A 24,358-nucleotide genomic window follows, 5' to 3' on the forward strand; every position below is an offset into this window, starting at 1 on the left:
GCCGCTATGGCTCCGGGCGTTCGTCGCTCGAAAAGCCAAATCGCTGGCTTTTTTTCCGCTTCGCGGACCGCCCCTCACCCTCGCTCTTTCAGCAGCCGGCCCTTCTCGCGCGACCAGTCGCGCTGCTTTTCGGTCTCGCGCTTGTCGTGCAGCTTCTTGCCGCGGCCAACGGCGAGCAGCAGCTTGGCACGGCCTTGGTCGTTGAAGTAGATCTTCAGCGGCACCAGCGTCATGCCTTCGCGGTCGACGCTTTGCGCCAGCTTGGCCATCTCGCGCTTGTTGAGCAGCAGTTTGCGGCGGCGGCGCGGCTCATGGTTGAAGCGGTTGGCCTGCAGATACTCCGGCAAATAGGAGTTGATCAGCCAGATCTCGCCGCCCTCGACCGAGGCGTAGCTGTCCTGGATATTGGCCTGGCCCTGGCGCAGCGATTTCACTTCCGTACCGGTCAGCACCAGGCCGGCCTCGATCGTGTCGAGCACCTCATAGGAAAACCGCGCCTTGCGGTTTTCCGCAACGGTCTTGTTGTTGGGATCGGCTTTTCTGACTTGATTCATGATGCGGAGAGGTGGTGCCTCATCCTTAGTTTATCAAGCCGGCGTGCTTCATCGCCGCGTCGATCTTCTCGGCGGTCGACGGCTCGACCGTCATTAGCGGCGAGCGCAGCACATTCTCGACCTTGCCCAGCTTCGACAGCGCATATTTCGCGCCGGAAACGCCGGGCTCCATGAAAATCGCCTTGTGCAGCGGCAACAGACGGTCCTGCAGGTCGAGCGCCTTAGCGCAGTCACCGGAAAGCGTTGCCTCCTGGAATTCAGCGCAAAGCCTGGGTGCGACATTTGCCGTCACCGAAATACAGCCGACGCCGCCATGCGCGTTGAAGCCGAGCGCCGAGGCGTCTTCGCCGGAGAGCTGGATGAAATCCTTGCCGCAGGTGGCGCGCTGCTCCGAAACCCGCTCGACCTTGCCGGTGGCATCCTTGACGCCGACGATGTTCTTGAAGTCGTGCACCAATTGCCCCATTGTCTCCGGGCTCATGTCGACCACCGAGCGCGGTGGAATGTTGTAGATGATGATCGGCAGGCTGGTCGCCTTGGCGACGGCGGCGAAATGCGCATAGAGGCCGCGCTGCGTCGGTCTGTTGTAATAAGGCGTGACGACAAGGGCCGCGTCGGCGCCCGCCTTCTCGGCATACTGGACCAGGCCGACCGCCTCGTCGGTGTTGTTGGAGCCGGCGCCGGCGACGACCGGAACCCGGCCCTTGGCGACCTCAATGCAAACCTTGACGACTTGGCGGTGCTCGTCATGCGACAGCGTCGGCGACTCGCCGGTGGTGCCGACCGGGACCACGCCCGTCGTGCCTTCGGCGATCTGCCAGGCGATGAACGCGCGAAAGGCTTTCTCGTCGAAACGGCCGCTCTTTTCGAACGGTGTGACGAGCGCGGTCAGCGAGCCTCTTAGCATGTCGTCCAACTCCTTGGGACTAGCGCATGACCCCGAAAATCGCAGTCGATTTCGGAAAGGATCATGCGCCAAATTTAAATTGCTACAGCGTCCCTTGCGCGTCTGAGAAGACGCGCGGCGCTGTAGGTGTTTGTCGTGCGCGCCTTCTAGCCGAAAGCGAAGCGGCGCACCATAGTCTCGACATTGTTGCGCGGCAAGCATTGCGCCAGCAATTGCAATTCGAACGACCTCGATAAGGTTTTCTTTACGGGCCCTTCATCACATACGAATAGACTGCAGTTCATCTGTGCCCGTGGTAGCATCGAAGAATAGGAAATGACCAAATCCATGCCGACCAGGCGGCTTCATCTTTTCGCGCTTCTCGGCGCGATCGTTGTGCTGATCCCCGGCGCGGCGATCGGCGGCAGCGTCGATGGGCAGGTCACGTCGGCGATCCCGATGACGGAGCCGCAGAACGATGCACTGCAGCAGTCCCCTTCGCCATCCGCCAGCGTCGCGGCGCTGAAGAGCGGTCTCGATGCGCTGGCGGCAAACGACATTCAGCGCGCGCGCCAAGTGCGCGAAACGCTGCCGGCCAAATCGCTCGATCGGCACATCCTTGCCTGGGCGATTGCGCTCTATGGCGGCGACCAGGTGCCGAGCGGCGAAATCGCCGATGCCGCGAAGATGCTGCCGAACTGGCCGGGCACGATGGCCTTGCGCAAGAACAGCGAGCGCGCGCTCTATCGCGAGAACCCCGCGCCACAGGTCGTGGTGCGGGCGTTCGACGGCAGCCAGCCGCTGACCTTCGAGGGCGTGGTGATCCTTGCCCGCTCCTATGTAGCGCTGGGCGATACGAAGGCGGCGCGCTCGGTGCTGTCGCCATTCTGGCGCACCGAAAAGCTCGAAGCCACGGACGAGGCGGCGGTCATCCGCGAGTTCGGCGCGCTGATCCCGGCCGCCGACCATCGCTTCCGCATGGAGCGCATGTTTTATGCCGATCGGGTCGCTTCGGCGCTGCGCGTCGCCGGTCTCGCCGGCGCCCAGCAATTGGCCGATGCCTGGGCGGCAGTCACCAAAGGCGACAAGAACGCGGCCAAGCTGCTGAAGGCGGTGCCGGCAGCGCAGCGGGCGGCCGGCTATCTGTTTGCCGAAGCCGAATATCTGCGCAAGCAACAGAAATTTTCCGATGCCGCCGCGCTGGTGCTGAAGGCGCCGGGCGACCGCGACGCGCTGGTCGATCCGGACGCCTGGTGGGTCGAACGCCGGGTGCTGTCGCGCGAGCTGGTCGACCAGGGCGACATGAAGACCGCCTACAGAATAGTCGCCGCGCATGCCGCCGAAAGTCCCGCCAATGCTGCCGAGGCGGAATTCCATGCAGGCTGGTACGCGCTGCGCGGCCTCAACGACCCGAGCACCGCCGCCAAGCATTTTGCGCAAATCGCGGAGCTCGCCCAAGGGCCGATGTCGCTGTCGCGCGCCTATTACTGGCTCGGCCGTGCCGCCGAGGTCGGCGGTCCCGGCAGTGCCAAGGATTATTTCAGCCGCGCCGCCAGCTACGGCACGACCTTTTACGGCCAGCTCGCCGGCGAGCGTGTCGGCCAGCGGACCCTCAATATCGTCTACCCGCAGCCAAGTGCCGCCGACCGCCGGAATTTTGCCACCCGCGAGGCTGTCAGCGCCATCGAGCGGCTGCAGCAGGCTGGCTATGACCGCTATGCCGAAACCCTCTACCGCGACCTTGCCGGGCAGTTGAGCAGCCCCGGCGAACTGGCGCTGCTTGCGATGCTGGCGGAAAGACAAGGCAACCATTTCATGGCGCTGAAGGTCGGCAAGATCGCCGGCGCACGTGGCATCGACGTCGGCGCGCTGTCGCATCCGCTCGGCGTCATTCCCGACACCGCCAACATTTCCGGCTCGGGCAAGGCGCTGGCCTATGCGATTGCCCGCCAGGAAAGCGAGTTCAACATCGGCGCCGTCTCCAGCGCCGGCGCGCGAGGACTGCTGCAGCTGATGCCAGGCACGGCCAAGCAATTGGCGAAGAAGGCCGGCATGACATTTTCTCAGGCCCGGCTGACCACCGATGCCGGCTACAATGCGACGCTGGGCGCTGCCTTTCTCGGCGAGCAGCTCGGCCGCTTCGACGGCTCCTACGTGCTGACCTTCGCCGGCTACAATGCCGGTCCCGCCCGCGCCGCCCAGTGGGTGGCGAAATACGGCGACCCGCACGGCAAGGACGTCGATGCAGTCGTCGACTGGATCGAGCGGATTCCCTATACGGAAACAAGAAGTTACGTTCAGCGCGTGATGGAGAATTACGAGGTCTACAAGATGCGTATCTCCGGCAAGTACGATATTGTCGGAGATCTGGTGAACGGCCGGGGTTAGCCTTTCCTTCCCCCCTTGTGGGAGAAGGTGGCCGAGCGAAGCTCGGTCGGATGAGGGTGCTCCAGCTTGGTTCCGACAGCGCTCCGTCCAACACCCCCCAACCGTCTCGGCGCTAACGCGCCGATCCACCTTCTCCCACAAGGAGAGAAGGAAGAGCCCCCGATTTGACCGCCCCTGCCCTCGCCTGTAGCAGTCGCAACGATCTGACAGCAGCACGGAATCGAGTGTACATGCCAAACGACGAAGGCTTCTCCGATTTCTTCTACGCCGCGCCGGACGGGCTGTCCCTGCACGCCCGCATCTACGGCGAAGCGAATTCCGGCCGCTGGCCAGTCGTTTGCCTGCCCGGCCTGACCCGCAATTGCCGTGACTTTCACGAATTGGCGCTTTATCTGTCGGCGCAAGCGAAGCGCAACGTCGTCGCCTTCGACTATCGCGGGCGCGGGCAGTCCGCCTACGATGCCGATATCGGCCATTACAATATCGGCATCGAGGCGGGCGATATCCTTGCCGGGCTGGCGGCGCTGAACATCGAGAAGGCAGCCTTCATTGGGACGTCGCGCGGCGGACTGATCATCCATGTGCTCGGGGCGATGCGGCCGCCAGTGCTGAAGGCCATCGTCTTCAACGACATCGGCCCGGTGATCGAGTCGCAAGGTCTCGCCCATATCCGCTCCTATCTCGACCTCGCGCCCAGGCCGAAGACGTACGCAGAGGTGGTCCGCGGCCTGCGCAGCACCCATGGCGCGGATTTTGCGGCGCTGACCGATGCGGATTGGGAGCGGATGGCATCAGCCCTCTACCGCGAGACCGAGGAGGGATTTCTGCCCGATTTCGATCCGAAACTGGTCGAGACGCTGGCGGGGCTCGATCCCAGCCGGCCGCTGGCCGATCTTTGGCCACAGTTCGACGCGCTGGCGGCCATCCCGATGCTCGTCATACGCGGCGCGAATTCGAAGCTGCTGTCCGCCGAAACGCTCGAGCAGATGCGGACGCGCCATACCGATATCGAGACGATCACCGCCGACGGCCAGGGGCATGCACCGTTTTTGGAGTCCGGGATCCTGCCGGGCAGGATCGCTGGTTTTTTCGAACGGGCGGAGCGGCGGGGTGGTGGGAAGTAAAACTCAAGATCAAATAACCACCTTGAAAGCTTTACACGGACCCTATTTAGCGGTGACAGATTGTCGAAGTCGGTGCCCACGTTTCTTCCCTTCTCCCCCTGTGGGAGAAGGTGGATTGGCGCGTAGCGCCAAGACGGTTGAGGGGTGTTGGAAGAAATGAGGCGTTGGCGTTCCCTGGAACACCCCTCATCCGACCGAGCTGCGCTCGGCCACCTTCTCCCACAAGGGGAGAAGGGAGAGCCGTACGCGACCCAGATGGGCGACACTACCGGGATTTTGCTCTTTTCACCACGGTTTTCGGAGACTTTTCGCTCTTAGCCGGCTTATTCTTCTGCTCATCCATCGCTGAATGAGCAGACAAAGCGCTTGCGCCGCCACTGTCCGCGCCACTGCACCGCGGCGTCTCCAGCACAGTGACGCAGCCGTCGAGGTCGTTGGTGGCCAGATGGGCGTAGCGCATGGTCATCGACAGCGTCTGGTGACCGAGCCACATCTGTACGCGCCTGATGTCGATGCCGCCCTGGACGAGACGCGAAGCGCAAGTATGGCGCAATATATGCGGCACGACCTGATCGTCGGCGCCAAGCCCGACTTCGGCCTTAGCATCGTTCCAGATGGCACGAAACTGCGCCTGGCTGAGCTTGGTGAACGGGCCCTTGGGCCGGCGGCCCTCGGTCGCTGGCAGCTTGATCACCTCTTTTACCCGCTCGGTCATCGGAATGGTGCGGCTGCGGCCGGATTTGGTGATCCAGAAACTGACGCGGTGCTCCTGGATATCGTTCCAGATCAAACCCAGCGCTTCGCCGAGGCGGCAACCGGTGTCGACGAGAAAGACGGAAAGCCGATAAGCGTCCTCGCTGCGGCTCTTGATGGCAGCGAACAGCCGGGCCTCCTCGTCCCTTTCGAGGAAACGAATCCGTCCCGCCCGCTCCTTCTGGCGGCGGAACTCGGGCAGGCTGTGGATATCTCCCATCTTGTGAGCCTTGCGCAGCAGTTTGCTGAGGGCAGCCATCTTCCGATTGATGGTTGCGTTGCTGTTGCCGCGCTGGCGCAAGGTGCCGATAAGATTGTCGAGGGTGCTTTGGTCAAAGGCGCTGAAACGCTCCCCAAGGAGGATCTCGTCTATTTCGCCGATGAAGGAGCTGACATTGTATTTATGCCGCCCGTCATCCCAAAGTATGTCCCGGTATGCTGAAAAAAGTTCTCCGATCCTGTGCGACTTTACTTCTCGTATCTTGTTATAACTGTATTTTATCTTGGCAGTTTGAGAAGAAAACATCGAAAAATGATCAGAGGTTCCTCCCTCTTGAATCGCATCGTTCGTCATTATTCGCCACACCCCCGAGTGGATAGGCCTAGACCTACCTGCTTGGCGGTGCCCTTTCAAGAGTTTTAAGCGCTGCGGCCGATTTCATCCACCAGTGGCGGATCCCAACGACATCGTTCCACAACCCTGTTCAGCTACCGAACCCCCTTTTCCTTCTGTTTGCGACCAGTCGCGAAAACAAAAACAGCCCGGGCGTTAAAGCGCCCGGGCTGGATTTCACTTGCTTTAAGTCCAGCCCTTAGAACGAGCGCTGGAAGCGGAGGAAGCCGCCAACGGCGTTTTTCTTGTCGCCCGGGATGCCGGTCCAGTTGTATTCATAACCGGGCAGCGAGTCGCTATCGATGTGGTGGCTGTTATGAGCCCAGTCCACTTCGGCCGTGATCGTCATGCCGGGAACGATATCGTAGGCGATATTGGCCGCGACGCCAGCTTCCTTGGCTTCGTCATACGACGCCTGCAGGTTGAACGAGGTCTTCTCGTTGATGGTGTAGGTGCCACCACCCCAGACTGCCCAGTTACCGCCCCACTGCTTGTAGAAGTTGCGCGGGAGATTGTCGTCAGAGCCGTAGCCGGCCATCAGGAACAGCGACAGGTTCTGCATCGGCGTCACGTCGAGGCGAACCTTGCCGGCCCATTCTTCCAGGCTGCTGTCATAGGCAACAACACCGCTGATGGAACCCCAGCCCTGCGTGTACTTCACGCCGCCAACGATATACGGAACATAGCTGTCGACCGAGTCGTGACCGAGAGTGATGGCAGTATTGGCGCTGTTAAGGATAAAGCCTTCACCGGTTTCCAACGACGCCACGGCCGAGAAGCCGTTGCCGGCATCGAAGTAGTACTGGACGACATTGGTGTCGAAGCCGCCGTAGGGAACGATCGTATCCTGGATGACGTTGCCGGCGTAGCCGGTGAACGTGTTGAAGGCTGTTTCGTCCTTACCGACGCGAAGACCACCGAGCTGGATCCAGGCGAAATTCAGCGAAACGCCTCTGCTACCAAACCTGGAAAAGTGCTCGTCGAACCCAGGCACGGTTTGATAACCGGTTCCCCAGTTGAAGCGGGTCTCGGTGTAGGTCTTCAAGGTGCCCATCTCGGTTTCCTGGCCGGTGTAGGTCCTCAGTGTGAAGCGAGCCTGCTTGTAATAGCCGTCGTTGACGTTGTCTTCACCATCCAAGGCATCCGACAGGTCCTGGTACCTGGCGCCGTCGAACGAGCCAGCCTGGCCCACGGAGATGTCATAGCGGACATAGCCGCCGATGCGCAGGCAGATTTCGGTGCCGGGGATGTAGTAGTAGCCAGCGCCGTAGACGTCGCAGATCTTGACGTATTCAGCGGGTTCCGGCTCGGCGACGACGACGGCGTCGGCGGCGCGCGCACCGGAAACTGCGATCAGTGCCGCAGCGGAGCCGAGAAGAAGGCTCTTGATGTTCATTTTCTGACCTCCAGTCAAAAGTTAAAAAACGGGTCTGGGTATTCTTTGCTGAAGGACAGCGTTCCCTGCCCCATCCCCACTACCGAAAAAGATGCGCACCGCGCCGCTCCTTCAAACCCGACATTACCCATGAGACGGCGGCGTTCAACCACGATCGTACCGGCAAAAGGTTTGTGTTGGCGCTATACCCCAGCGTTGTTGCACAAATGACACGATTTGGCCTCACTCCGAAAGCTCCCGTTAACCAACAGCCCTTCGCAAGCCGTTGCAAACGGCGGATTCCGGCGATGGTCGGCCTGAAATGTGACCATGGCCCGAGTCGCGAACCAGGGAATTGCCGCAGAATCGCCACATCGCCGGGCGGCGCTTTGGCGAAGGGTCGATTTTTCAAGGATAATAGCGCCAGCTTGTTGATTGTGCCGGCGCTTTTCTTTATCCACCGGCGCAACGGAGAGGTGGCCGAGTGGTCGAAGGCGCTCCCCTGCTAAGGGAGTAGAGGTCAAAAGCTTCTCGTGGGTTCGAATCCCATCCTCTCCGCCACCCTACGCCCTGCGGGCTTCGGGTGGCAGGCCATCCTGCTTCGCGCTGCGCGCTTCGCAGGACAAGTCCAGCGAATCCCCTCTCCGCGCGATGCAGGATGCCCTCCGAAGCCGTAGCGAAGGAGGGCCGCAACCTCTTGGAACGCTTGCAAAATCGGGGTTGGCATATTCCTCCTTGCGAAGGAGGATGCACTCCAATGCGTTGGCGAGGGAGGGCCGGTTCGTGTGGTATGTATATCTGCTGGAAAGCAAGACTGCGGAAGGCGAGCGCTATATCGGTGTGACCTCGGACCTGAAGCGACGGATCGCTGAGCATAACGCCGGAAAATCCAGCCATACCTCCAAATTCCTGCCATGGCGGATCGTGACCTGCATCGCCTTCTCGAACCAAGCCAAGGCGACCTCATTCGAGCGTTATCTCAAATCCGGTTCCGGGCATGCTTTTGCCAGCAAACGCCTTTGGTGACCATCTGCCGCTCCTCACGTGATCGTGCAATAATCAGCGGTTTTCCCAAATAATAACGCAATCTCAGCTACTTACGACAGAAACACACGGTGCCAATTCCGCTCTTTCGTTCGATTCTGACTGGAGGTCAGAAAATGAACATCAAGAGCCTTCTTCTCGGCTCCGCTGCGGCACTGATCGCAGTTTCCGGTGCGCGCGCCGCCGACGCCGTCGTCGTCGCCGAGCCGGAACCCGCTGAATACGTCAAGATTTGCGACGTCTACGGCGCTGGCTATTTCTACATCCCCGGCACCGAAACCTGCCTGCGCATCGGCGGCTACGTCCGCTATGACATCGGCATCGGTGACGTCGGCTCATTCGACGGTGCAAAGACCACCGATCAGCAGGACGGCGACTCGCAGGATACTTACTACAAGCACGCCCGCTTCACGCTGAAGACCTGGACCGGCCAGGAAACCGAGCTCGGCACCTTGAAGACCTACACCGAGACGCGCTTCAACTGGGGTAACCACAACGATTACCTTGATGACAACTTCAATGGCGGTACGAGCGTTTCGCTGAACTTTGCCTGGGTCCAGCTCGGTGGTCTGCGCGTCGGCAAGGACGAATCGGCCTTTGATACCTTCATCGGCTACGCCGGCAACGTCATCCAGGATACGCTGGTCCCCTACGGCGGCTTCGACACCAATGTCGTCCAGTATTACTTCGATGCCGGAAACGGCTTCTCGGCCGTGGCTTCGTTGGAAACCGGTTCGGGCAGTGCCGCCGCTGATCCTGGCATTTTCCAAGACAGCAACAGCGGCAATGATTCCATCGACAGCTATGTCCCCTATGTCGTCGGCGGTATCAAATACACGCAGGGCTGGGGCTCGATCACCGGTGTCGCCGCCTATGACAGCACCTGGGAAGAGTGGGCCGGCAAGGTTCGCGTCGACGTTACGCCGATACAGAACCTGACACTGTTCATCATGGCCGGCTACGGCTCTGACGACAACATCGACCGCAACTTCTACAAGCAGTGGGGCGGCAACTGGGCAGTCTGGGGTGGTGGCACTTACACCATAAACGAGAAGACCTCGTTCAACCTCCAGGCGTCGGCTGACGATGACAAAAACTACGGCGTCGCCGCGAACATTGCCTACGATATCGTTCCCGGTCTCACGATCACTGCCGAAGTCGATTGGGCCCGCGACGGTCAGTTTGACAAAGCCTACGATCGCAACTGGACCAATGCCGACGACAAGGACAGCGTCGGCGGCATGCTCCGCTTCCAGCGCTCATTCTAACAGTCCGAGCTAGATTGAGATTGAACCCGGCGGGCAACCGCCGGGTTTTTCGTATCGGCGCGACGCAGCTGTCAACTCTCGATGCATAATGCAGGCTGCTGCTGAGCAGCCGATCGCAGGGCTGGTCGAATGCAATGCTCGCTCCGCACGCTTGTTCGTGCAAAAGAAAAACTTGGGCCGATCTGAAGAGCTGGCCTACCGGATCAATGTATCTCGACAGCAAGTCACGATCGACCTCGGCCGATCGGGCGCATCCTACTTGTTCAAATTTCAGCCAGATCGCCCAAGGCGTCAATCAGCGGCTGAATTGCGCTCTCATACTTTTTCCAGCGTTTGACGGATGAACTATAGATCGGCTGCCGGACCTGCCAGCGGCTCGGGGTATTGACCGATCCGCTCCTCTCGAAAAAGCGCAGGCACGAATCGTCCCAAGGCAAGCCGAGATGATCGATGAGACCGCGCGATTGCGTCTCCTGATCCGCAACCAGCGTCTCATAGCGGCTTTCGAAAATACGTCCGGGAAAGACCTTGTCCCAGTGCCGCATCAAGCGATCATATTCGCGGTAGTACAACCCGAGTGTCTCAAGGTCGGCGTTGTAGCCGTGGTCCTTGGTGAAATGCAAGACGAAGCAGGAGACGCAATTGTCGATGGCATCGCGCCGGCAATGAATGATGCGTGCGTTGGGAAAGAGAATTCCAATCACGCCGATAAACTCGAAGTTGTGCGGCATCTTGTCGACGATGCGGGGCGCGGCAGGCGCGTGCTGACGCAGATAGGACAGGTATTCTTCGGCCAGCGCCCTCGACTGATCCCTCGTCATCGACATAATCGAACTGCGCAGGTCCTCATCCGACAGTATTCTAAAGCCCATCGAGTTCGCGATTCGCCGCAGCTTCGTAAGCTCCCCGGCGCCATGGACATCCGGATGGCTCGCGCAGATCTGCTCGGTCAGCGTCGTCCCCGACCGGGGCATGCCCAGCACAAACACAGGCACTTCAGACGGACTGCCGTGGCCAGCCTTGGCTTCCAATAGTGATGGGCTGAATATCTCGATCATGGAATCGACGCTTCGGCGGTAGTACTCCAGGTCGAAATCGTGACCAGCGGCCTTTTTCGCCCTCTTGAAGTGATCTATCGCCTCTTCATAGCGTTGAAGGTCGTTCAGCACTTTTCCTGCCGCGTGGTGGAGCTGCGATGCAGCAACGGGTTCGAGCCTGGGATTGGAGAGTTCGCGCAGGATAGAGTCGAGCTCGGCAGGTTTTTCGATGAACTTTTGCGTGTCGACCAGGTAATTGTAGGCTGCCCCAACATCGACGCGACGTTCTATTGCCTGATCGAGATAGGCTCTGGCTTCGTCCATGCGGCCGAGGCTGGTGAGCGCACCAGCCAGACCAATCCGGACCATGGGATGGTCGCCGTTGATCTTTAGCGCCTTCTCGTAAAGGGGCAAAGCCATCTCGGCCTTGTCGAAGTTGACGTAGGCACGCGCTAGTCCGCAAAGCGCTTCCACCAGATCGGGTTTCAATTCGCAGGCGCGCTGCAGGTGCCTGATCGCAAGCAAGCTGTCGCCAAGCTTCAGACCGGCCTCTCCCAGGCTAAGGTGGAAATATGGATTCTGAGGCGTCTGGCTTACTGCCCGCGCAAAATATTTGAGAGCCAACTCGTCGTCGATACCGAGCCCCAACGTGCCGAGGATGTAGAGCGAAAGCGGGTGATTGGGCGTGCGGGCGAGAACGCGATGGCATAATTCCTCCGCCTCCGGGAGCCGCTTGGCTTGCTGAAGTTCGAGCGCCTGTCGCAGCAGCATGTCGTCAGCTTGCGCGCGCGAGGGCGATTTCACTTTCGACGGCTGCACTTTCGGCGCCGAACGGGACTTTATGTGTTTGGACCAAGCGGGCGGCAGTCGGTTGCTCATCATGTCTCGCTAGCAAAATGGTCCGGGAGAATCCAGCCTGGCCTGAAGGGCTGGCCTATCCTGTCGGGCGCCCTCCTTGTTCAAAGTTCGGCTAGGTCGCCCAAGGCGTCGATCAGCGGCTGGATCTTGCCCTCATAATTTTTCCAGTGCTTGACAGATGACCTGTAGATCGGCTGCCGGACTTGCCAGCGACTGGCCGTGTTGACCGAACCGTCATTCTCGAAGAAGCGCAGGCAGGCATCGTCCCAGGGCAATCCAAGATGATCGATCAGACGGCGCGATTGTGCCTCCTGATCCGCAACCAGCGTCTCGTAGCGACTTTCGAAGATGCGTCCCGGAAAAACCTTGTCCCAATGTCGCATCAGGCGATCATATTCACGATAATACAGCCCGAGCGTCTGCAGGTCGGTGATGTAGCTGTGTCCCTTGGAGAAATTCAGGAAAAAGCATGAGAGGCAATTGTCGATGGCGTCGCGGCGACAGTGAATAATCCGCGCGTTGGGGAAAAGAAGGCCTATGAGGCCTATCAGTTCGAAATTCTGGGGCATCTTGTCGACTATGCGAAGTGCGGTCGGCGCACGCTCACGAAGGTAGGACAGGTGCCCCTCGGTCAGCATCTTGGCTAGGTCGGGGGTGATCGGCACGATCGATTGGCCCAAACCCTGTGCCGAAAGCCTCGTAAGGCCGACAGCATTTGCGGTTCGTCTTAGCTTGCTAAGTTCTCCTGCGCCGTGAACATCCGGGTGGCTCGCGCAAATCTGCTCGGTCAGGGTGGTCCCCGAGCGGGGCATGCCCAATACAAACACGGGCACTTCCGATGGGCTTCCATAAGCCGCCTTGGCAGCCAACATATCCGGGTTGAAGAACTCGATCGTGGAGTCGACCCAGCGGCGATAGGTTTCCAGATCGAACTTATAGCCGGCGACCTGTTTGGCTTTCTTGAAATGATCTATCGCGTCGTCATAGCGCTTAAGGTCGTTCAGCACCTTGCCGGCAGCGTGATGAAGTGTCATCGCACTGTCCGGATCAAGCTTTGGGTTGCCAAGCTCGCGCAAGATGGACTTAAGTTCCGCCGGCTCTTCAGTGAATTTGCGCGTGCGCACAAGCTCATTATAGGCGGCGGGCATGGCGATGCGACGTTCGATCGCCTCTTTCAGATAGATTTCGGCTTCGTCCATGCGGCCGAGACCGATGAGTGCGCTGGCCAATCCCGCCCGAACGCGAGGATGATCGCGGTTGATCTTGAGCGCTCTCTCGTAAAGCGGCAGAGCCATGTCAGCCTTGTCGAATTCGACGTAAGCGCGTCCCAACGCGCAAAGCGCTTCCAGCAAATCCGGCTTCAACTTCAAGGCCTGCTGGATATGGGTGATTGCGGGCGAATATTCGCTGACCTTCAGATAGGTTTCACCCAGACTAAGGTGGTAATAGGGGTTTCGAGGCTCCTCGCCGACGGCTCGCGCCAAATATCGCAATGCAATTTCATCGTCGAGCCCGATGAATAGCGTGCCCATAATATACAATGCCAAGGGATGGTTGGGCGTGCGCTCCAGCACGCGACGGCACAGTTCCTTAGCCTCGGCCAACCGCTTGGCCTGCTGAAAGTCATACGCCTGTTTCAGCAGCATGTCGTCAGCCTGCGCCCGCGACAATGGTTTGGCTTTCGGCGGTTCCACTTTCGGCGCCGAGCGGGACTTTATATGTTTGGACCAGGCGGGCGGCAGTCGGTTGCTCATCATGTCTCGCTAGCAAAATGATCCGGGAGAATCCAGCCTGACGTGCCCGCCTGCCGCGGAACTTGCGCAGGCCAAGCTGGCAGGCTAGCAAGAAGGCCCCTTTTCGAACGAGCCTTTGCCATGCGCCCTCCCCTTACGCCGCTCATCGACGCGCTTCCCTCCACGGTGCCGTTTGTCGGCCCTGAGGCGCAGGAGCGTGATCGCGGCCGCGCCTTTCGCGCCCGCATCGGCGCCAATGAGAGCAGCTTTGGCCCTTCGCCGCGCGTCGTTGCCCGCATGGCCGAGATTGCCGGCGACATGTGGATGTATTGCGACCCCGATAATCACGATTTGAAGGTAGCCGTGGCCAGGCATCTCGGCGTCGGCGCCGAAAACGTCGTCGTCGGCGAAGGCATAGACGGGCTGCTCAGCCTGGTTGCGCGCATGTATGTGGCGCCGGGCGATGCGGTGGTGACCTCGCGCGGCGCCTATCCGACCTTCAACTTTCATGTTGCCGGCGTCGGCGGCCGGCTGGTCGCAGTGCCCTACGAGAACGATCGGGAAAACCTCGACGGCCTGCTGGCGGCAGTGGCCAGGGAAAAGGCGCCACTGGTCTACCTGTCCAATCCGGACAATCCGATGGGCAGCTGGTGGGAAGCCGCCGAGCTCAGCCGCTTCATCGAAGCCTTGCCGGAAACCACAATGCTGGTGCTCGACGAAGCCTATGGCGAATTAGGGCCAGCCTCAGCGCTGCCGCCGATCGATGTGGCGCGGCCGAACGTCATTCATATGCGCACCTTCTCCAAGGCCTATGGGCTGGCCGGCATACGCTGCGGCTATGCGGTGGCCGAGGCCCAGGTGATTCGGGACTTCGAGAAGATCCGCAACCACTATGGCGTCAGCCGCATGGCGCAGATCGCCGGTGTCGAGGCGCTTGCCGATCAGGCCTGGCTGGATAGCGTGGTGGCGCGGGTCGCCGCCGGCCGCCGGCGTATCGCCGCAATAGCCGAAGCGAACGGGCTGAAGCCGCTGCCTTCGGCGACCAATTTCGTCACCATCGACTGCGGCCGCGACGGCGCTTTCGCACTGAAAGTGCTGCAGACGCTGTTATCACGCGACGTCTTCATCCGCAAGCCGATGGTGCCGGTTCTCGACCGCTGCATCCGGGTCAGTGTCGGCCTCGACCACGAGCTCGACATCTTTGCCGAGGAACTGCCTGGCGCACTGGCGGCAGCGCGGGGGAACTGAAGAGCGCAACGCCGGGATTCCAGTGCTGCCCGCTATTTCTCCCCGAGCAGGCGCATGACGCACTTCAAGGCGTCCGATAATTCGGCAGCCGCGTCATCGGCGAGGCCGGCCGTCAGCCGGGCGAGGTCGCGATCCGCCGCAGCGTGAAGCCTGGCGAGCTCAGCACTTCCGCGAGCGGTCAGCGACAGGATACGTCTGCGCCGATCGGCTGCGTCAGAGCGTGTCTCGGTCAGGCCAGCGGCGGCGAACCTCCTCAGGACGCGTGTGACATAGGCCGGATCGAGCCGGAGTTCGGCAGCGATTTCGGAGGCCGCCGGCCGGAGATCGAGGTGGAACGCCCGTGCAAGAAACCCTGCCTCACCGCCGCTATTGGCGACAGCGCGGGATCGGCCGCCCAATTCGAACAGCAGCCGCGCCTCGCCCAGCGTATAGGCGCTGTGCGTCAAGGTCAGGTCGAGCAGCCCGATCAGGCGCGTGTAGAAGCGATTGAAGCCACGTATCTCCGCGACAAGGGCATTCCGATCGGCCGGCATGTCGACCTCCTTCGGACGGACCGCTCCGTCAGGGCCATGATCGCCTATTATTTGACTTAGTCAATCATCGGTGGAGGCGCCACCCATCTCGCAGTGCGAAATCTGGCGGATAGCGACCGGAGAGAAACCTTCGATGCACGTTGCGCGGTTGAATTTGCGCGGCGATGCGCCAGACTCGACTCAAAGGATGGAGAGCGCGATGACCGATCGTACGGTGCAGGTACGCATATACGGCAAGGTGCAAGGCGTCAGCTACCGGGTTTGGGTGCGGCGCGAGGCGTCGGCGCTTGGCCTTGCCGGGTGGGTGCGCAACGAAGTTGACGGCTCGGTGACAGCCTTGATTGCAGGAACCGGGGCGGCGGTCTCGACGATGATCGAACGGTTTTGGCAAGGGCCGCCAGGGGCAGCGGTTTCAAAGGTCGATGTCGAAGAGATCGAGGCTCGCGACACGTCGGCCGATTTCAGGATTGTTGCCTAGCAAGGCATGGTCCTGCTCATTCGCTTCCATCGCACAAAATTCTCCAGGGTGCAGATAGAGCAAATCTGAAGCCATTGCCCTGCCCGGACATGCCTCGGTTCTTGAATTAATTGAACGTTTGTTTTATTGTCCGCGAAAAGGCGGCTTGTCATGGCGCGTACGACCGGTTCCGACGGAGAGAAGACCGAAGCTGCGGTCCGCGAGGCGGCGGTCAGCCTGATTGCGCGTCTTGGCTACGAGGCGATGTCGATGCGCCAACTGGCGGCCGAGGTCGGCGTCCAGGCAGCGGCGCTGTACCGCTACTTCCCGACCAAGCAGGACCTTCTGTTCATGCTGATGCGTGAGCATATGGAAGGCTTGATCGAGGCGTGGCGCGCAACACGCCCTGTCGGCGCCGATCCGGCAGCGCGGCTTGCCGCTTATGTCGAAAACCACATCGCTTTCCATATCGAACGCCGCCACTCCACCCATGTCTCGAACATGGAGCTGCGCAGCCTGTCGCATGAAAAACTCACGCAGATCCTGCGCATGCGCACGGCCTACGAGAAGGAGCTGCGCGCCATCCTGCGCGACGGCGTCGAAGGGGGGTTATTCAGCATCGAAGACACCGGGCTCACCGCCATGGCGCTGATCCAGATGATGACCGGCGTCATCGTCTGGTTCCGGCCGGGCGAACGGCTGTCGATCGCCGAAGTCACCGCTACATATCTAGCAATGACAATGCGCCTTGTTGGAGCAAAGAGCGATGGCGCGAGGACGAGCCACGGCGCCGTGCGTCCATTCGAGCGCGCAACGGACGCTGCAGCACTTTGATTTCGCGCATGATCCCGATTTTCGCGGTCGTGCGCCGGGAGGAACGGCATGTACACGCATACGCTCAACTTCGGGCTTGACGAAGACATCGAGGCGCTGCGCGACCTGGTGCGGCGCTTCGCCCAGGAAAAGATCGCACCGATCGCCGCCGAGATCGACCGCTCGAACGAATTCCCGGCACATCTGTGGGCGGAGCTCGGCGGGCTCGGCCTGCTCGGCATCACCGCCGATCCCGATTTCGGCGGCAGCGGCATGGGCTACCTCGCCCATGTCGTGGCGATGGAGGAGATTTCGCGCGCCTCGGCCTCGGTCGGCCTCTCCTACGGCGCCCATTCCAACCTCTGCGTCAACCAGATCAACCGCTGGGCGACGCAGGCGCAGAAGGAAAAATATCTGCCTTCGCTCTGCAGCGGCGAGAAGGTCGGCGCACTGGCGATGTCGGAATCGGGAGCCGGCTCCGATGTGGTGTCGCTGCGCCTGCGCGCCGAAAAGCGCAATGATCGCTATGTGCTCAATGGCACCAAAATGTGGATCACCAACGGGCCGGATGCCGAGACGCTGGTCGTCTACGCCAGGACCGATCCGGAACTCCATTCGCGCGGCATCACCGCTTTCATCGTCGAAAAAGCCTTTGCCGGTTTTTCCGTGGCGCAAAAGCTCGACAAGCTCGGCATGCGCGGCTCGAACACCGGCGAGCTGGTGTTCGAGAATGTCGAAGTGCCGTTCGACAATGTGCTGCACGAGGAAGGGCGCGGCGTCGAGGTGCTGATGTCGGGCCTCGACTACGAACGCGCCGTGCTGGCCGGCGGGCCGGTCGGGCTGATGGCAGCGTGCCTCGACGTGGCGATACCTTACGTGCATGAACGCAGGCAGTTCGGTCAGCCGATCGGCGAATTCCAGCTGGTGCAAGGCAAGCTCGCCGACATGTATGCGACGATGAACGCGGCGCGCGCCTACGTCTATGCCGTGGCCGCCGCTTGCGATCGCGGTGAGACGGCCCGCAAGGATGCTGCCGGCTGTATTCTCTTCGCCGCCGAAAAGGCAACGCTGATGGCGCTCGACGCCATCCAGCTTTTGGGCGGCAACGGCTACATCAACGACTACCCGACCGGCCGGCTTTTGCGCGACGCCAAGCTCTACGAGATCGGCGCCGGCACCAGCGAAATCCGTCGCTGGCTGATCGGGCGGGAAATCATGGTGGAGGGCGCCTGATGGCGTCTTTTTGAGATTTTGCCAGAAGCCGCACGATGTGGCACACTTCGGCATATGTGCCACAACACAGGCGAGACGGACCATGGCTGGCAAAACGGGAAAGTCCGGATTTGACGAAGATCCGCAAGCACGATTCGATGCCGGCGCTCGCCAACCACAGCTTCGTGCTCCGGCGAAACGCGAGCGTGTCAAGCTTGGCGAGGGCGGGCGCTTCGTCATTCCTGCCGCGATGCGCGAGGAGATGGGCGTGAAGCCTGGCGAGGACATGATCCTTCATGTCGAAAACGGCGAGCTGCGGGTAAGATCGTGGCTGCAGAATCTGCGACGCGTCCAGGCCGAATTGTCGGCGCTGAAACAGCCCGGTGAAAGCGTCGTCGACGAATTTCTGAAGGAGCGGCGGGAAGAGCAGCGTCGAAGCGACAAGCGTCTGGACCGGCTTCACGCCGAAGGGACGACAGGAAAGCGGGCGAAATGAAGCCCTACGTCATGGACAGTTCGGCGGCGCTCGCAATCCTGCTCAACGAGCAAGGCACCGATAATGCTTTGGGGTTCGCGCCGGATGCACAATGCAGTTCGGTCAATGCGGCCGAAATCATCGCCAAGCTGATCGACAAGGGACGCAGCATGGAACAGGCCGCGGACGACCTCGCCAGTCTCGGCATGCCGATCGCCGTTTTCGACGACGCGATGGGCATCGCCGCCGGGCAGCTTCGACAATTGACGCGGCATCGCGGCTTGTCGCTGGGCGATCGGGCTTGCCTGGCGCTGGCAATTCGCGAGAATGCCATTGCCGTCACCGCTGATCGCGATTGGGGCGACCTCGATGTCGGCTGCAAGATCGAGCTGATCCGGTAGCGCCATGGCCCCCCTCACCTCTCAGATGTCGTCCGCCTCCGATGCCTTCCGCACCAATGCCGAGCGCATGCGGGCGGTAGTCGCCGATATTGCTGAAAAAGCCGCCGCCATCGAGCGCGGTGGCTCGGAAGAGGCGCGTGAGCGGCACGTCTCCCGCGGCAAGCTCCTGCCGCGGCAACGCCTAGCCCAATTGCTCGATACAGGCTCGCCCTTCCTCGAAATCGGCCAGTTCGCGGCATGGTCGATGTATGGCGAGGACATCCCTTCGGCCGGCCTCATCGCCGGCATCGGCCGCGTCGAAGGCACCGAAGTGATGGTCGTCGTCAATGACGCCACGGTGAAGGGCGGCACCTATTATCCACTGACGGTGAAGAAGCATCTGCGTGCACAGGAGATCGCATTGCAGAACAATCTGCCTTGCGTCTATCTGGTCGACAGCGGCGGCGCCAATCTGCCCAACCAGGACGAGGTGTTTCCCGACCGCGATCATTTCGGCCGCATCTTCTACAACCAGGCCAACATGTCGGCCGCCGGCATTCCGCAGATCGCCTGCGTCATGGGTTCGTGCACGGCCGGCGGCGCCTATGTGCCTGCGATGTCGGACGAGACAATCATGGTGCGCAACCAGGCGACCATCTTTCTCGGCGGGCCGCCGCTGGTGAAGGCGGCCACCGGCGAGGACGTCACCGCCGAGGACCTCGGTGGCGCCGACGTGCACACAAGGCTTTCCGGCGTTGCCGACCATTATGCGCTCGACGACGAGCATGCGCTGGCCATATGCCGGCGTATCGTCAAAAACCTGAATCGGAACAAGAATGTAAGCCTTGCCTTACAGAAATCGATTCCGCCGCTTCACGATCCACATGAACTCTACGGCATCGTGCCGACGGATCTGCGCCAGCCCTACGACGTGCGCGAGGTAATCGCCCGCACCGTCGACGGCTCCGAGTTCGATGAGTTCAAGCAGAATTATGGCACCACGCTGGTCACCGGTTTTGCCCATCTCAGCGGCATGCCGGTCGGCATCGTCGCCAACAATGGCGTGCTGTTTTCGGAAAGCGCGCTGAAGGGCGCGCATTTCATCGAGCTGTGCTGCCAGCGCAAGATCCCGCTGATTTTCCTGCAGAACATCACCGGCTTCATGGTCGGGCGAAAATACGAGGCCGGCGGCATCGCCAAGGACGGCGCCAAGCTGGTCATGGCGGTCGCAACGGCCAAGGTGCCGAAGGTGACCGTGATCATCGGCGGCTCGTTCGGCGCCGGCAATTACGGCATGTGCGGACGCGCCTATTCGCCACGCTTCCTGTGGATGTGGCCGAATGCCCGCATTTCGGTGATGGGCGGCGAGCAGGCGGCAACGGTGCTGGCCGTGGTCAAGCGCGAAGGCATCGAGCGCAAGGGCGGGGAATGGAGCGCTGAGGAGGAAGCGAAATTCAAGAAGCCGATTCTGATGAAGTACGAGCACGAGGGACACCCGCTCTATTCGTCGGCAAGGCTCTGGGACGACGGCATCATCGACCCGGCCAAGACCCGCGAGGTGCTGGCGCTCAGCCTTTCGGCCGCGCTCAACGCCGAGGTCGAGGAGACAAAATTCGGCGTGTTCAGGATGTGAGATGAGCGATACCGGCCAGAGGATTCGCATTCAAACCGGCGACATCACGAAGCTGGCGGTCGATGCCATCGTCAACGCCGCCAATACCTCTCTTCTCGGAGGCGGCGGCGTCGACGGCGCTATCCACCGCGCGGCCGGCCCCGAGCTTGTGGCAGAATGCCGGACCTTGCATGGCTGCAAGGTCGGAGACGCAAAAATCGCCAAGGGCTACAGGCTGCCCGCGCGCTACGTCATTCATACGGTCGGGCCGGTCTGGCAAGGTGGCAGCAAAGGAGAAGCCGAACTGCTCGCCTCCTGCTATCGCCGGTCGCTCGAAATCGCCGCCGCAAAGGACTGCCGGACGGTGGCGTTTCCTGCGATCTCGACCGGGGCCTACCGCTATCCGAAGGATCAGGCGACGCAAATTGCTGTCGGGACCGTGAGCGCCTTCATCGGCCAGAACATCGTTCCGGAAACCGTCATTTTCTGCTGCTTCGACGAGCCGACGGCCGAATTGTATCAGCGGGTCGTCGCTGCACTCGGCAGGGTGTGACCCTGCGCGGGAGACAACCCACCACATCTCCAGACTATTTTTTGCTTCTCGATCTGGCCAGACGAAAGAATCACGGCTATTGATCATCGCAAATACCAATGGGGATTGGGCGAAGATGAGGCGGCGGGTTTTTCAGAGAACAACTGTGCATTTACTTGCAGGGTTGCTTATATTAGTGACCCCTGGCATCGGCGCAGCGGAGTCGCTGGCGGGAAGCAAGGGCGAGACCCGTTTCTATCCCTATTTGCCGCAGAGCCCGAAGGATCCGTGTACCAGGGCCTACAAGGCCTATGTAGCGGCCGGCGGCCATTCAGCCTATGCAACCACTCCGTATTCCCGGGTGCGTTTTCTGTACATCATCTGCGGCTCGCGCTTGAATGCACCGTCACAGCAAGCTGCCGAAGAATTGGCGTTGAAATCCTGTCAGGCCGCCCGCAACAGTTACAGAGTTACAACAGGCGGCGGCTGCGAAATCGCTGCCTCCAAGTAGGCGAATATATTTCAGTGTTTGGGGTTCAAATGGGTTTGGCAATGAAATCTTTATCAATCAAGCGAGCAACCATGTCGGTACTTGCACTGCTTGTGGCCTCTGCACCGAATGTCGGCGCCGCCGAATCGCTGGCGGGAAGCAAGGGCGACAGCCGCTTTCCGGTCTATTTTGCACCGGGTACAATCGGAGGCTGCGGCAAGAATTACAAGGACTATGTGGCGGCTGGCGGTCACTCGGCCTATGCGATGACGCCATTCAACTGGGCAACCGAATTCACTATTTGCGGTGCTTATCTGAATGCAACATCCCAGAAGGCTGCGGAGGCGCTGGCGTTGAAATCCTGCCAGTCCGCGCGCAGCAAGTACAAGGTCACGACTGCAGGGGCCTGCGCCATAGCTGCCTCCAAATAGACCGACACTCGTCGGCCTTCGACGTATTCAATGGGTGGGAAAAATGAAATCTATAGGCGTCAAACAAGCAGTCTTCTCGCTAATAACCGGGTTGCTTCTAATCTCGAGCCCCAATGTCGGCGCGGCGGAATCGCTGGCTGGAAGCAAGGGCGACGTCCGCTTCTACCCGTATTTTCCGGCGACCGCGGATCGGCCATGCACCAAGGCATATAAGGCCTATGTGGCGGCCAGCGGCCATTCAGCTTATGCGACCACTCCGTATTCCCGGGTGCGTTCGTTGTACATCCTGTGCGGCTCGCGCTTGAATGCGCCCTCGCAAAAGGCTGCCGAGGATATGGCGATGAAATCCTGCCAGGTCACCCGCGACCGTTACAGGGTCACGACCGGGGGAGCTTGCGAAATCGCGGCCTCAAAGTAGGCAGGCCTCGCTTGCCTACCCTTTGACCGCCAGACTACAAAGCAGGGCATTGCCGCAGTTCGCGTGACGAGAATTCGCGCCGTTGGCGGCAGCTCTGCCTGTGGAGGCCCGATGTTCGCCAAGATCCTGATCGCCAACCGTGGCGAGATCGCCTGCCGGGTGATCCGCACGGCACGCAGGATGGGTGTGCGCAGCGTCGCCGTCTATTCCGACGCCGACGATCGCGCCTTGCATGTCGAAATGGCCGACGAAGCGGTGCATATCGGCGCCTCTCCCGCCAACGAAAGCTATCTGCGCGGCGACAAGATCATTGCGGCGGCCTTGGCCACAGGTGCCGAGGCCATCCATCCGGGCTACGGCTTTCTTTCGGAAAACCCCGAATTCGTCGACCAGGTCGCGGCGGCTGGGCTGATCTTCATTGGCCCGTCGGCGGCCTCGATCCGCGCCATGGGACTGAAGGACGCGGCCAAGCGGCTGATGGAAAAGGCCGGCGTGCCTGTCGTTCCGGGCTACCATGGCGAAGCGCAGGAGATCGTGTTGCTCGCCTCCAAGGCGCGCGAGATAGGCTACCCCGTACTGATCAAGGCGCGCGCCGGCGGCGGCGGCAAAGGCATGCGGCGCGTCGAGCATCCCGATGATTTTTCGGAAGCACTGTCGGGCGCGCGGCGCGAGGCGAAAGCCGCGTTCGGTGACGACCGCGTCTTGGTGGAAAAATATGTCGACAAGCCGCGCCACATCGAAGTGCAGGTGTTTGGTGACAATTTCGGCAACGCCGTGCATCTTCACGAACGCGACTGCTCGGCACAGCGCCGCCACCAGAAGGTGATCGAGCAGGCGCCTGCCCCGGGCATGACGCCGGCACTGCGCAAGGCGATGACCGAGGCGGCGGTGAAAGCCGCCAAGGCAATCCACTATTCCGGCGCCGGCACGATCGAGTTCATCGTCGATGCCTCGCAAGGGCTGAAGGCCGACCGTTTCTGGTTCATGGAAATGAACACCCGCCTGCAGGTCGAGCACCCCGTCACCGAAATGGTCACCGGCATCGACCTGGTCGAGTGGCAGTTGCGGGTAGCCTCCGGCGAAAAACTGCCGAAGACGCAGAGCGAGATCGCGCTCTCCGGCCACGCCTTCGAGGCGCGCATCTATGCCGAGGACGCGGCAAGAGGGTTTTTGCCGGCGACCGGCACCTTGCACCATTTGAAATTTCCGCAGCCGGCACCGGAGGGTGCGACCATGCGCATCGAAACCGGTGTGCGCGCCGGCGATGCGATTTCGCCGTTTTACGACCCGATGATCGCCAAGCTGATCATCCACGGCAAGGACAGACGGGCAGCGCTCACAGCGCTTGGCGCGGCGCTGTCGCAGACAGAAATCGCCGGCTCGACGGTCAACACTGCCTTCCTTGCCGCCCTAGTCGCTGATGCAGATTTTGCGGCGGGCGATGTCGATACCGGCCTGATCGCTAGGCATCTGCAGGCGTTGACGGCGGTTCCGCCGCCGAGCGGTGAGACGATTGCCGCCGCGGCACTTGCCGCGTCCGGTGCGGGCGACTTGCCGTCCTCGGACGATCCCTGGTCGTCACTGGCCGGCTATGCGCATTTCCACACTGTAGCGCGGCGCATGCTGCTGAAGTTTGGCGAGCAGGAGATCGTCACGCGCGTGTCGGTGCGGCCGGACGGACGGTTCGAGGTGGCGCTGGATGCGCCCTATGACAGCGTCAATTCGCATGATCTTCGCGCCGCGCCTCGCCTCGCCCGCTGGCCGGGCCACGTCACGGTCTTCGATGGTGCAATAGGCTACGGTTTTGCCGTGCCGGATCCGCTGGCGCGAGCCGACGAAGCCGCCGCCGCTTCCGGCAGCCTGCGCGCGCCAATGCCCGGCCTAGTCAAATTGGTGCGTGCAGCCAGAGGCGAGTCCGTGATCAAGGGCCAGCCGCTGCTGATCCTGGAGGCGATGAAGATGGAGCACACCATTGCCGCGCCCCATGACGGGGTTATCGCCGAGATTGCTGCCGAAGGCGCGCAGGTAACCGACGGCACCGTGCTGGTTCGCTTTGCCGAGGAACCTCAGTTGACTGCTGTTTCCCTATCCACGAAGTGATCTCGAACGCGTGACAAAGGCGTC

23 protein-coding genes and 1 tRNA gene are annotated in these 24,358 nt (G+C 61.2%); 17 read left to right on the forward strand and 7 right to left on the reverse strand.

The annotated features are described in order from the left end of the window. Window positions 1–74: 74 nt before the first annotated feature. Complete coding sequence (smpB, locus tag NKI17_RS09230) at window positions 75–554, reverse strand: SsrA-binding protein SmpB (protein ID WP_023768487.1); 480 nt, start codon at window positions 552–554, stop codon at window positions 75–77. Window positions 555–579: 25 nt separating this feature from the next. Further along, on the reverse strand, window positions 580–1,461 hold the full coding sequence (dapA, locus tag NKI17_RS09235; protein ID WP_352449009.1) for a 4-hydroxy-tetrahydrodipicolinate synthase: 882 nt from the start codon (window positions 1,459–1,461) through the stop codon (window positions 580–582). A gap of 327 nt (window positions 1,462–1,788) precedes the next feature. On the opposite strand from dapA, the gene NKI17_RS09240 reads away from it, so the two are divergent. Together NKI17_RS09240 and NKI17_RS09245 are read left to right on the forward strand one after the other, a co-directional pair. After that, on the forward strand, window positions 1,789–3,828 hold the full coding sequence (locus tag NKI17_RS09240) for a lytic transglycosylase domain-containing protein (protein ID WP_352569996.1): 2,040 nt from the start codon (window positions 1,789–1,791) through the stop codon (window positions 3,826–3,828). Between the two features lie 230 nt (window positions 3,829–4,058). After that, window positions 4,059–4,952 (forward strand): alpha/beta fold hydrolase, encoded by an 894-nt coding sequence (locus NKI17_RS09245; protein ID WP_352569837.1) that lies wholly within the window; start codon window positions 4,059–4,061, stop codon window positions 4,950–4,952. Window positions 4,953–5,217: 265 nt separating this feature from the next. Here NKI17_RS09245 and NKI17_RS09250 read toward each other — a convergent pair whose 3' ends face one another. Next, complete coding sequence (locus tag NKI17_RS09250) at window positions 5,218–6,279, reverse strand: tyrosine-type recombinase/integrase (RefSeq protein ID WP_023677783.1); 1,062 nt, start codon at window positions 6,277–6,279, stop codon at window positions 5,218–5,220. 238 nt (window positions 6,280–6,517) lie between these two features. Beyond that, window positions 6,518–7,714 (reverse strand): porin, encoded by a 1,197-nt coding sequence (locus tag NKI17_RS09255; RefSeq protein ID WP_352569838.1) that lies wholly within the window; start codon window positions 7,712–7,714, stop codon window positions 6,518–6,520. A gap of 449 nt (window positions 7,715–8,163) precedes the next feature. Between NKI17_RS09255 and NKI17_RS09260 the strand changes: the two genes are divergently transcribed. The 3 genes from NKI17_RS09260 (at window position 8,164) to NKI17_RS09270 (ending at window position 10,005) form a co-directional block, all read left to right on the forward strand. After that, window positions 8,164–8,254, forward strand: a tRNA-Ser gene (locus tag NKI17_RS09260). Window positions 8,255–8,476: 222 nt separating this feature from the next. Continuing rightward, window positions 8,477–8,719, forward strand: coding sequence for a GIY-YIG nuclease family protein (locus NKI17_RS09265; protein WP_023677785.1), 243 nt, complete (start codon window positions 8,477–8,479; stop codon window positions 8,717–8,719). A 134-nt stretch (window positions 8,720–8,853) separates the two neighbouring features. Further along, the gene (locus NKI17_RS09270) at window positions 8,854–10,005 is read left to right on the forward strand and encodes a porin (RefSeq protein ID WP_352471037.1); all 1,152 of its coding nucleotides are present in this window, start codon (window positions 8,854–8,856) and stop codon (window positions 10,003–10,005) included. A gap of 263 nt (window positions 10,006–10,268) precedes the next feature. Here the strand turns inward: NKI17_RS09270 and NKI17_RS09275 are convergent, their stop codons facing one another. Continuing rightward, entirely contained in the window at window positions 10,269–11,921 is a 1,653-nt protein-coding gene (locus NKI17_RS09275; RefSeq protein ID WP_352905726.1) for a tetratricopeptide repeat-containing sulfotransferase family protein, read from the reverse strand. An 80-nt stretch (window positions 11,922–12,001) separates the two neighbouring features. Further along, window positions 12,002–13,654, reverse strand: a complete 1,653-nt coding sequence (locus NKI17_RS09280; protein WP_352905727.1) for a tetratricopeptide repeat-containing sulfotransferase family protein — start codon at window positions 13,652–13,654, stop codon at window positions 12,002–12,004. 120 nt (window positions 13,655–13,774) lie between these two features. On the opposite strand from NKI17_RS09280, the gene NKI17_RS09285 reads away from it, so the two are divergent. Continuing rightward, window positions 13,775–14,881 carry a pyridoxal phosphate-dependent aminotransferase gene (locus NKI17_RS09285; RefSeq protein WP_352905728.1) on the forward strand — a complete coding sequence of 369 codons (1,107 nt, stop codon included), beginning with the start codon at window positions 13,775–13,777 and terminating at the stop codon, window positions 14,879–14,881. Between the two features lie 32 nt (window positions 14,882–14,913). On the opposite strand, the gene NKI17_RS09290 is transcribed toward NKI17_RS09285, so the two are convergent. Further along, window positions 14,914–15,414 carry a winged helix DNA-binding protein gene (locus NKI17_RS09290; protein WP_352905729.1) on the reverse strand — a complete coding sequence of 167 codons (501 nt, stop codon included), beginning with the start codon at window positions 15,412–15,414 and terminating at the stop codon, window positions 14,914–14,916. A 199-nt stretch (window positions 15,415–15,613) separates the two neighbouring features. Here NKI17_RS09290 and NKI17_RS09295 point away from each other — a divergent pair, with 199 nt between their 5' ends. The 11 genes from NKI17_RS09295 (at window position 15,614) to NKI17_RS09345 (ending at window position 24,334) form a co-directional block, all read left to right on the forward strand. Continuing rightward, a complete protein-coding gene (locus NKI17_RS09295) occupies window positions 15,614–15,892 on the forward strand; it encodes an acylphosphatase (protein WP_023677791.1) in 279 nt (92 codons plus the stop codon). 150 nt (window positions 15,893–16,042) lie between these two features. Next, on the forward strand, window positions 16,043–16,705 hold the full coding sequence (locus NKI17_RS09300; protein ID WP_352591978.1) for a TetR/AcrR family transcriptional regulator: 663 nt from the start codon (window positions 16,043–16,045) through the stop codon (window positions 16,703–16,705). 48 nt (window positions 16,706–16,753) lie between these two features. After that, window positions 16,754–17,917, forward strand: a complete 1,164-nt coding sequence (locus tag NKI17_RS09305; protein ID WP_352905731.1) for an isovaleryl-CoA dehydrogenase — start codon at window positions 16,754–16,756, stop codon at window positions 17,915–17,917. A gap of 82 nt (window positions 17,918–17,999) precedes the next feature. After that, window positions 18,000–18,392, forward strand: coding sequence for an AbrB/MazE/SpoVT family DNA-binding domain-containing protein (locus NKI17_RS09310; protein WP_023677794.1), 393 nt, complete (start codon window positions 18,000–18,002; stop codon window positions 18,390–18,392). Then, window positions 18,389–18,772 (forward strand): type II toxin-antitoxin system VapC family toxin, encoded by a 384-nt coding sequence (locus tag NKI17_RS09315; protein ID WP_023677795.1) that lies wholly within the window; start codon window positions 18,389–18,391, stop codon window positions 18,770–18,772. Before NKI17_RS09310 ends, NKI17_RS09315 begins: the two co-directional genes overlap by 4 nt. Before the next feature lie 4 nt (window positions 18,773–18,776). After that, window positions 18,777–20,384, forward strand: coding sequence for a carboxyl transferase domain-containing protein (locus NKI17_RS09320; protein WP_352905732.1), 1,608 nt, complete (start codon window positions 18,777–18,779; stop codon window positions 20,382–20,384). 1 nt (window position 20,385) lies between these two features. Then, a complete protein-coding gene (locus tag NKI17_RS09325) occupies window positions 20,386–20,916 on the forward strand; it encodes an O-acetyl-ADP-ribose deacetylase (RefSeq protein ID WP_352905733.1) in 531 nt (176 codons plus the stop codon). A 115-nt stretch (window positions 20,917–21,031) separates the two neighbouring features. Then, a complete protein-coding gene (locus tag NKI17_RS09330; protein ID WP_352578451.1) occupies window positions 21,032–21,406 on the forward strand; it encodes a hypothetical protein in 375 nt (124 codons plus the stop codon). Between the two features lie 29 nt (window positions 21,407–21,435). Further along, window positions 21,436–21,816: a hypothetical protein gene (locus NKI17_RS09335; RefSeq protein WP_245274740.1), complete on the forward strand. Its 381-nt coding sequence runs from the start codon at window positions 21,436–21,438 to the stop codon at window positions 21,814–21,816. A gap of 43 nt (window positions 21,817–21,859) precedes the next feature. Then, complete coding sequence (locus NKI17_RS09340; protein WP_352591963.1) at window positions 21,860–22,234, forward strand: hypothetical protein; 375 nt, start codon at window positions 21,860–21,862, stop codon at window positions 22,232–22,234. A 111-nt stretch (window positions 22,235–22,345) separates the two neighbouring features. Further along, window positions 22,346–24,334: an acetyl/propionyl/methylcrotonyl-CoA carboxylase subunit alpha gene (locus NKI17_RS09345; RefSeq protein WP_352905734.1), complete on the forward strand. Its 1,989-nt coding sequence runs from the start codon at window positions 22,346–22,348 to the stop codon at window positions 24,332–24,334. Window positions 24,335–24,358 lie beyond the last annotated feature (24 nt).

This window comes from Mesorhizobium sp. M0816 (assembly GCF_040320005.1).
Taxonomy (GTDB): domain Bacteria; phylum Pseudomonadota; class Alphaproteobacteria; order Rhizobiales; family Rhizobiaceae; genus Mesorhizobium.

Bases quoted from the DNA above. Each gene is read 5' to 3' on its own strand.
- NKI17_RS09255 (WP_352569838.1), bottom strand. From the start codon at position 7,714: ATGAACATCAAGAGCCTTCTTCTCGGCTCCGCTGCGGCACTGATCGCA.
- NKI17_RS09310 (WP_023677794.1), top strand. From the start codon at position 18,000: ATGGCTGGCAAAACGGGAAAGTCCGGATTTGACGAAGATCCGCAAGCA.
- dapA (WP_352449009.1), bottom strand. From the start codon at position 1,461: ATGCTAAGAGGCTCGCTGACCGCGCTCGTCACACCGTTCGAAAAGAGC.
- NKI17_RS09305 (WP_352905731.1), top strand. From the start codon at position 16,754: ATGTACACGCATACGCTCAACTTCGGGCTTGACGAAGACATCGAGGCG.
- NKI17_RS09290 (WP_352905729.1), bottom strand. From the start codon at position 15,414: ATGCCGGCCGATCGGAATGCCCTTGTCGCGGAGATACGTGGCTTCAAT.
- NKI17_RS09340 (WP_352591963.1), top strand. From the start codon at position 21,860: ATGAAATCTATAGGCGTCAAACAAGCAGTCTTCTCGCTAATAACCGGG.
- NKI17_RS09250 (WP_023677783.1), bottom strand. From the start codon at position 6,279: ATGACGAACGATGCGATTCAAGAGGGAGGAACCTCTGATCATTTTTCG.
- NKI17_RS09335 (WP_245274740.1), top strand. From the start codon at position 21,436: ATGGGTTTGGCAATGAAATCTTTATCAATCAAGCGAGCAACCATGTCG.
- NKI17_RS09315 (WP_023677795.1), top strand. From the start codon at position 18,389: ATGAAGCCCTACGTCATGGACAGTTCGGCGGCGCTCGCAATCCTGCTC.
- NKI17_RS09275 (WP_352905726.1), bottom strand. From the start codon at position 11,921: ATGAGCAACCGACTGCCGCCCGCTTGGTCCAAACACATAAAGTCCCGT.
- smpB (WP_023768487.1), bottom strand. From the start codon at position 554: ATGAATCAAGTCAGAAAAGCCGATCCCAACAACAAGACCGTTGCGGAA.
- NKI17_RS09300 (WP_352591978.1), top strand. From the start codon at position 16,043: ATGGCGCGTACGACCGGTTCCGACGGAGAGAAGACCGAAGCTGCGGTC.
- NKI17_RS09295 (WP_023677791.1), top strand. From the start codon at position 15,614: ATGACCGATCGTACGGTGCAGGTACGCATATACGGCAAGGTGCAAGGC.
- NKI17_RS09240 (WP_352569996.1), top strand. From the start codon at position 1,789: ATGCCGACCAGGCGGCTTCATCTTTTCGCGCTTCTCGGCGCGATCGTT.
- NKI17_RS09270 (WP_352471037.1), top strand. From the start codon at position 8,854: ATGAACATCAAGAGCCTTCTTCTCGGCTCCGCTGCGGCACTGATCGCA.
- NKI17_RS09245 (WP_352569837.1), top strand. From the start codon at position 4,059: ATGCCAAACGACGAAGGCTTCTCCGATTTCTTCTACGCCGCGCCGGAC.
- NKI17_RS09285 (WP_352905728.1), top strand. From the start codon at position 13,775: ATGCGCCCTCCCCTTACGCCGCTCATCGACGCGCTTCCCTCCACGGTG.
- NKI17_RS09345 (WP_352905734.1), top strand. From the start codon at position 22,346: ATGTTCGCCAAGATCCTGATCGCCAACCGTGGCGAGATCGCCTGCCGG.
- NKI17_RS09330 (WP_352578451.1), top strand. From the start codon at position 21,032: ATGAGGCGGCGGGTTTTTCAGAGAACAACTGTGCATTTACTTGCAGGG.
- NKI17_RS09325 (WP_352905733.1), top strand. From the start codon at position 20,386: ATGAGCGATACCGGCCAGAGGATTCGCATTCAAACCGGCGACATCACG.
- NKI17_RS09320 (WP_352905732.1), top strand. From the start codon at position 18,777: ATGGCCCCCCTCACCTCTCAGATGTCGTCCGCCTCCGATGCCTTCCGC.
- NKI17_RS09280 (WP_352905727.1), bottom strand. From the start codon at position 13,654: ATGAGCAACCGACTGCCGCCCGCCTGGTCCAAACATATAAAGTCCCGC.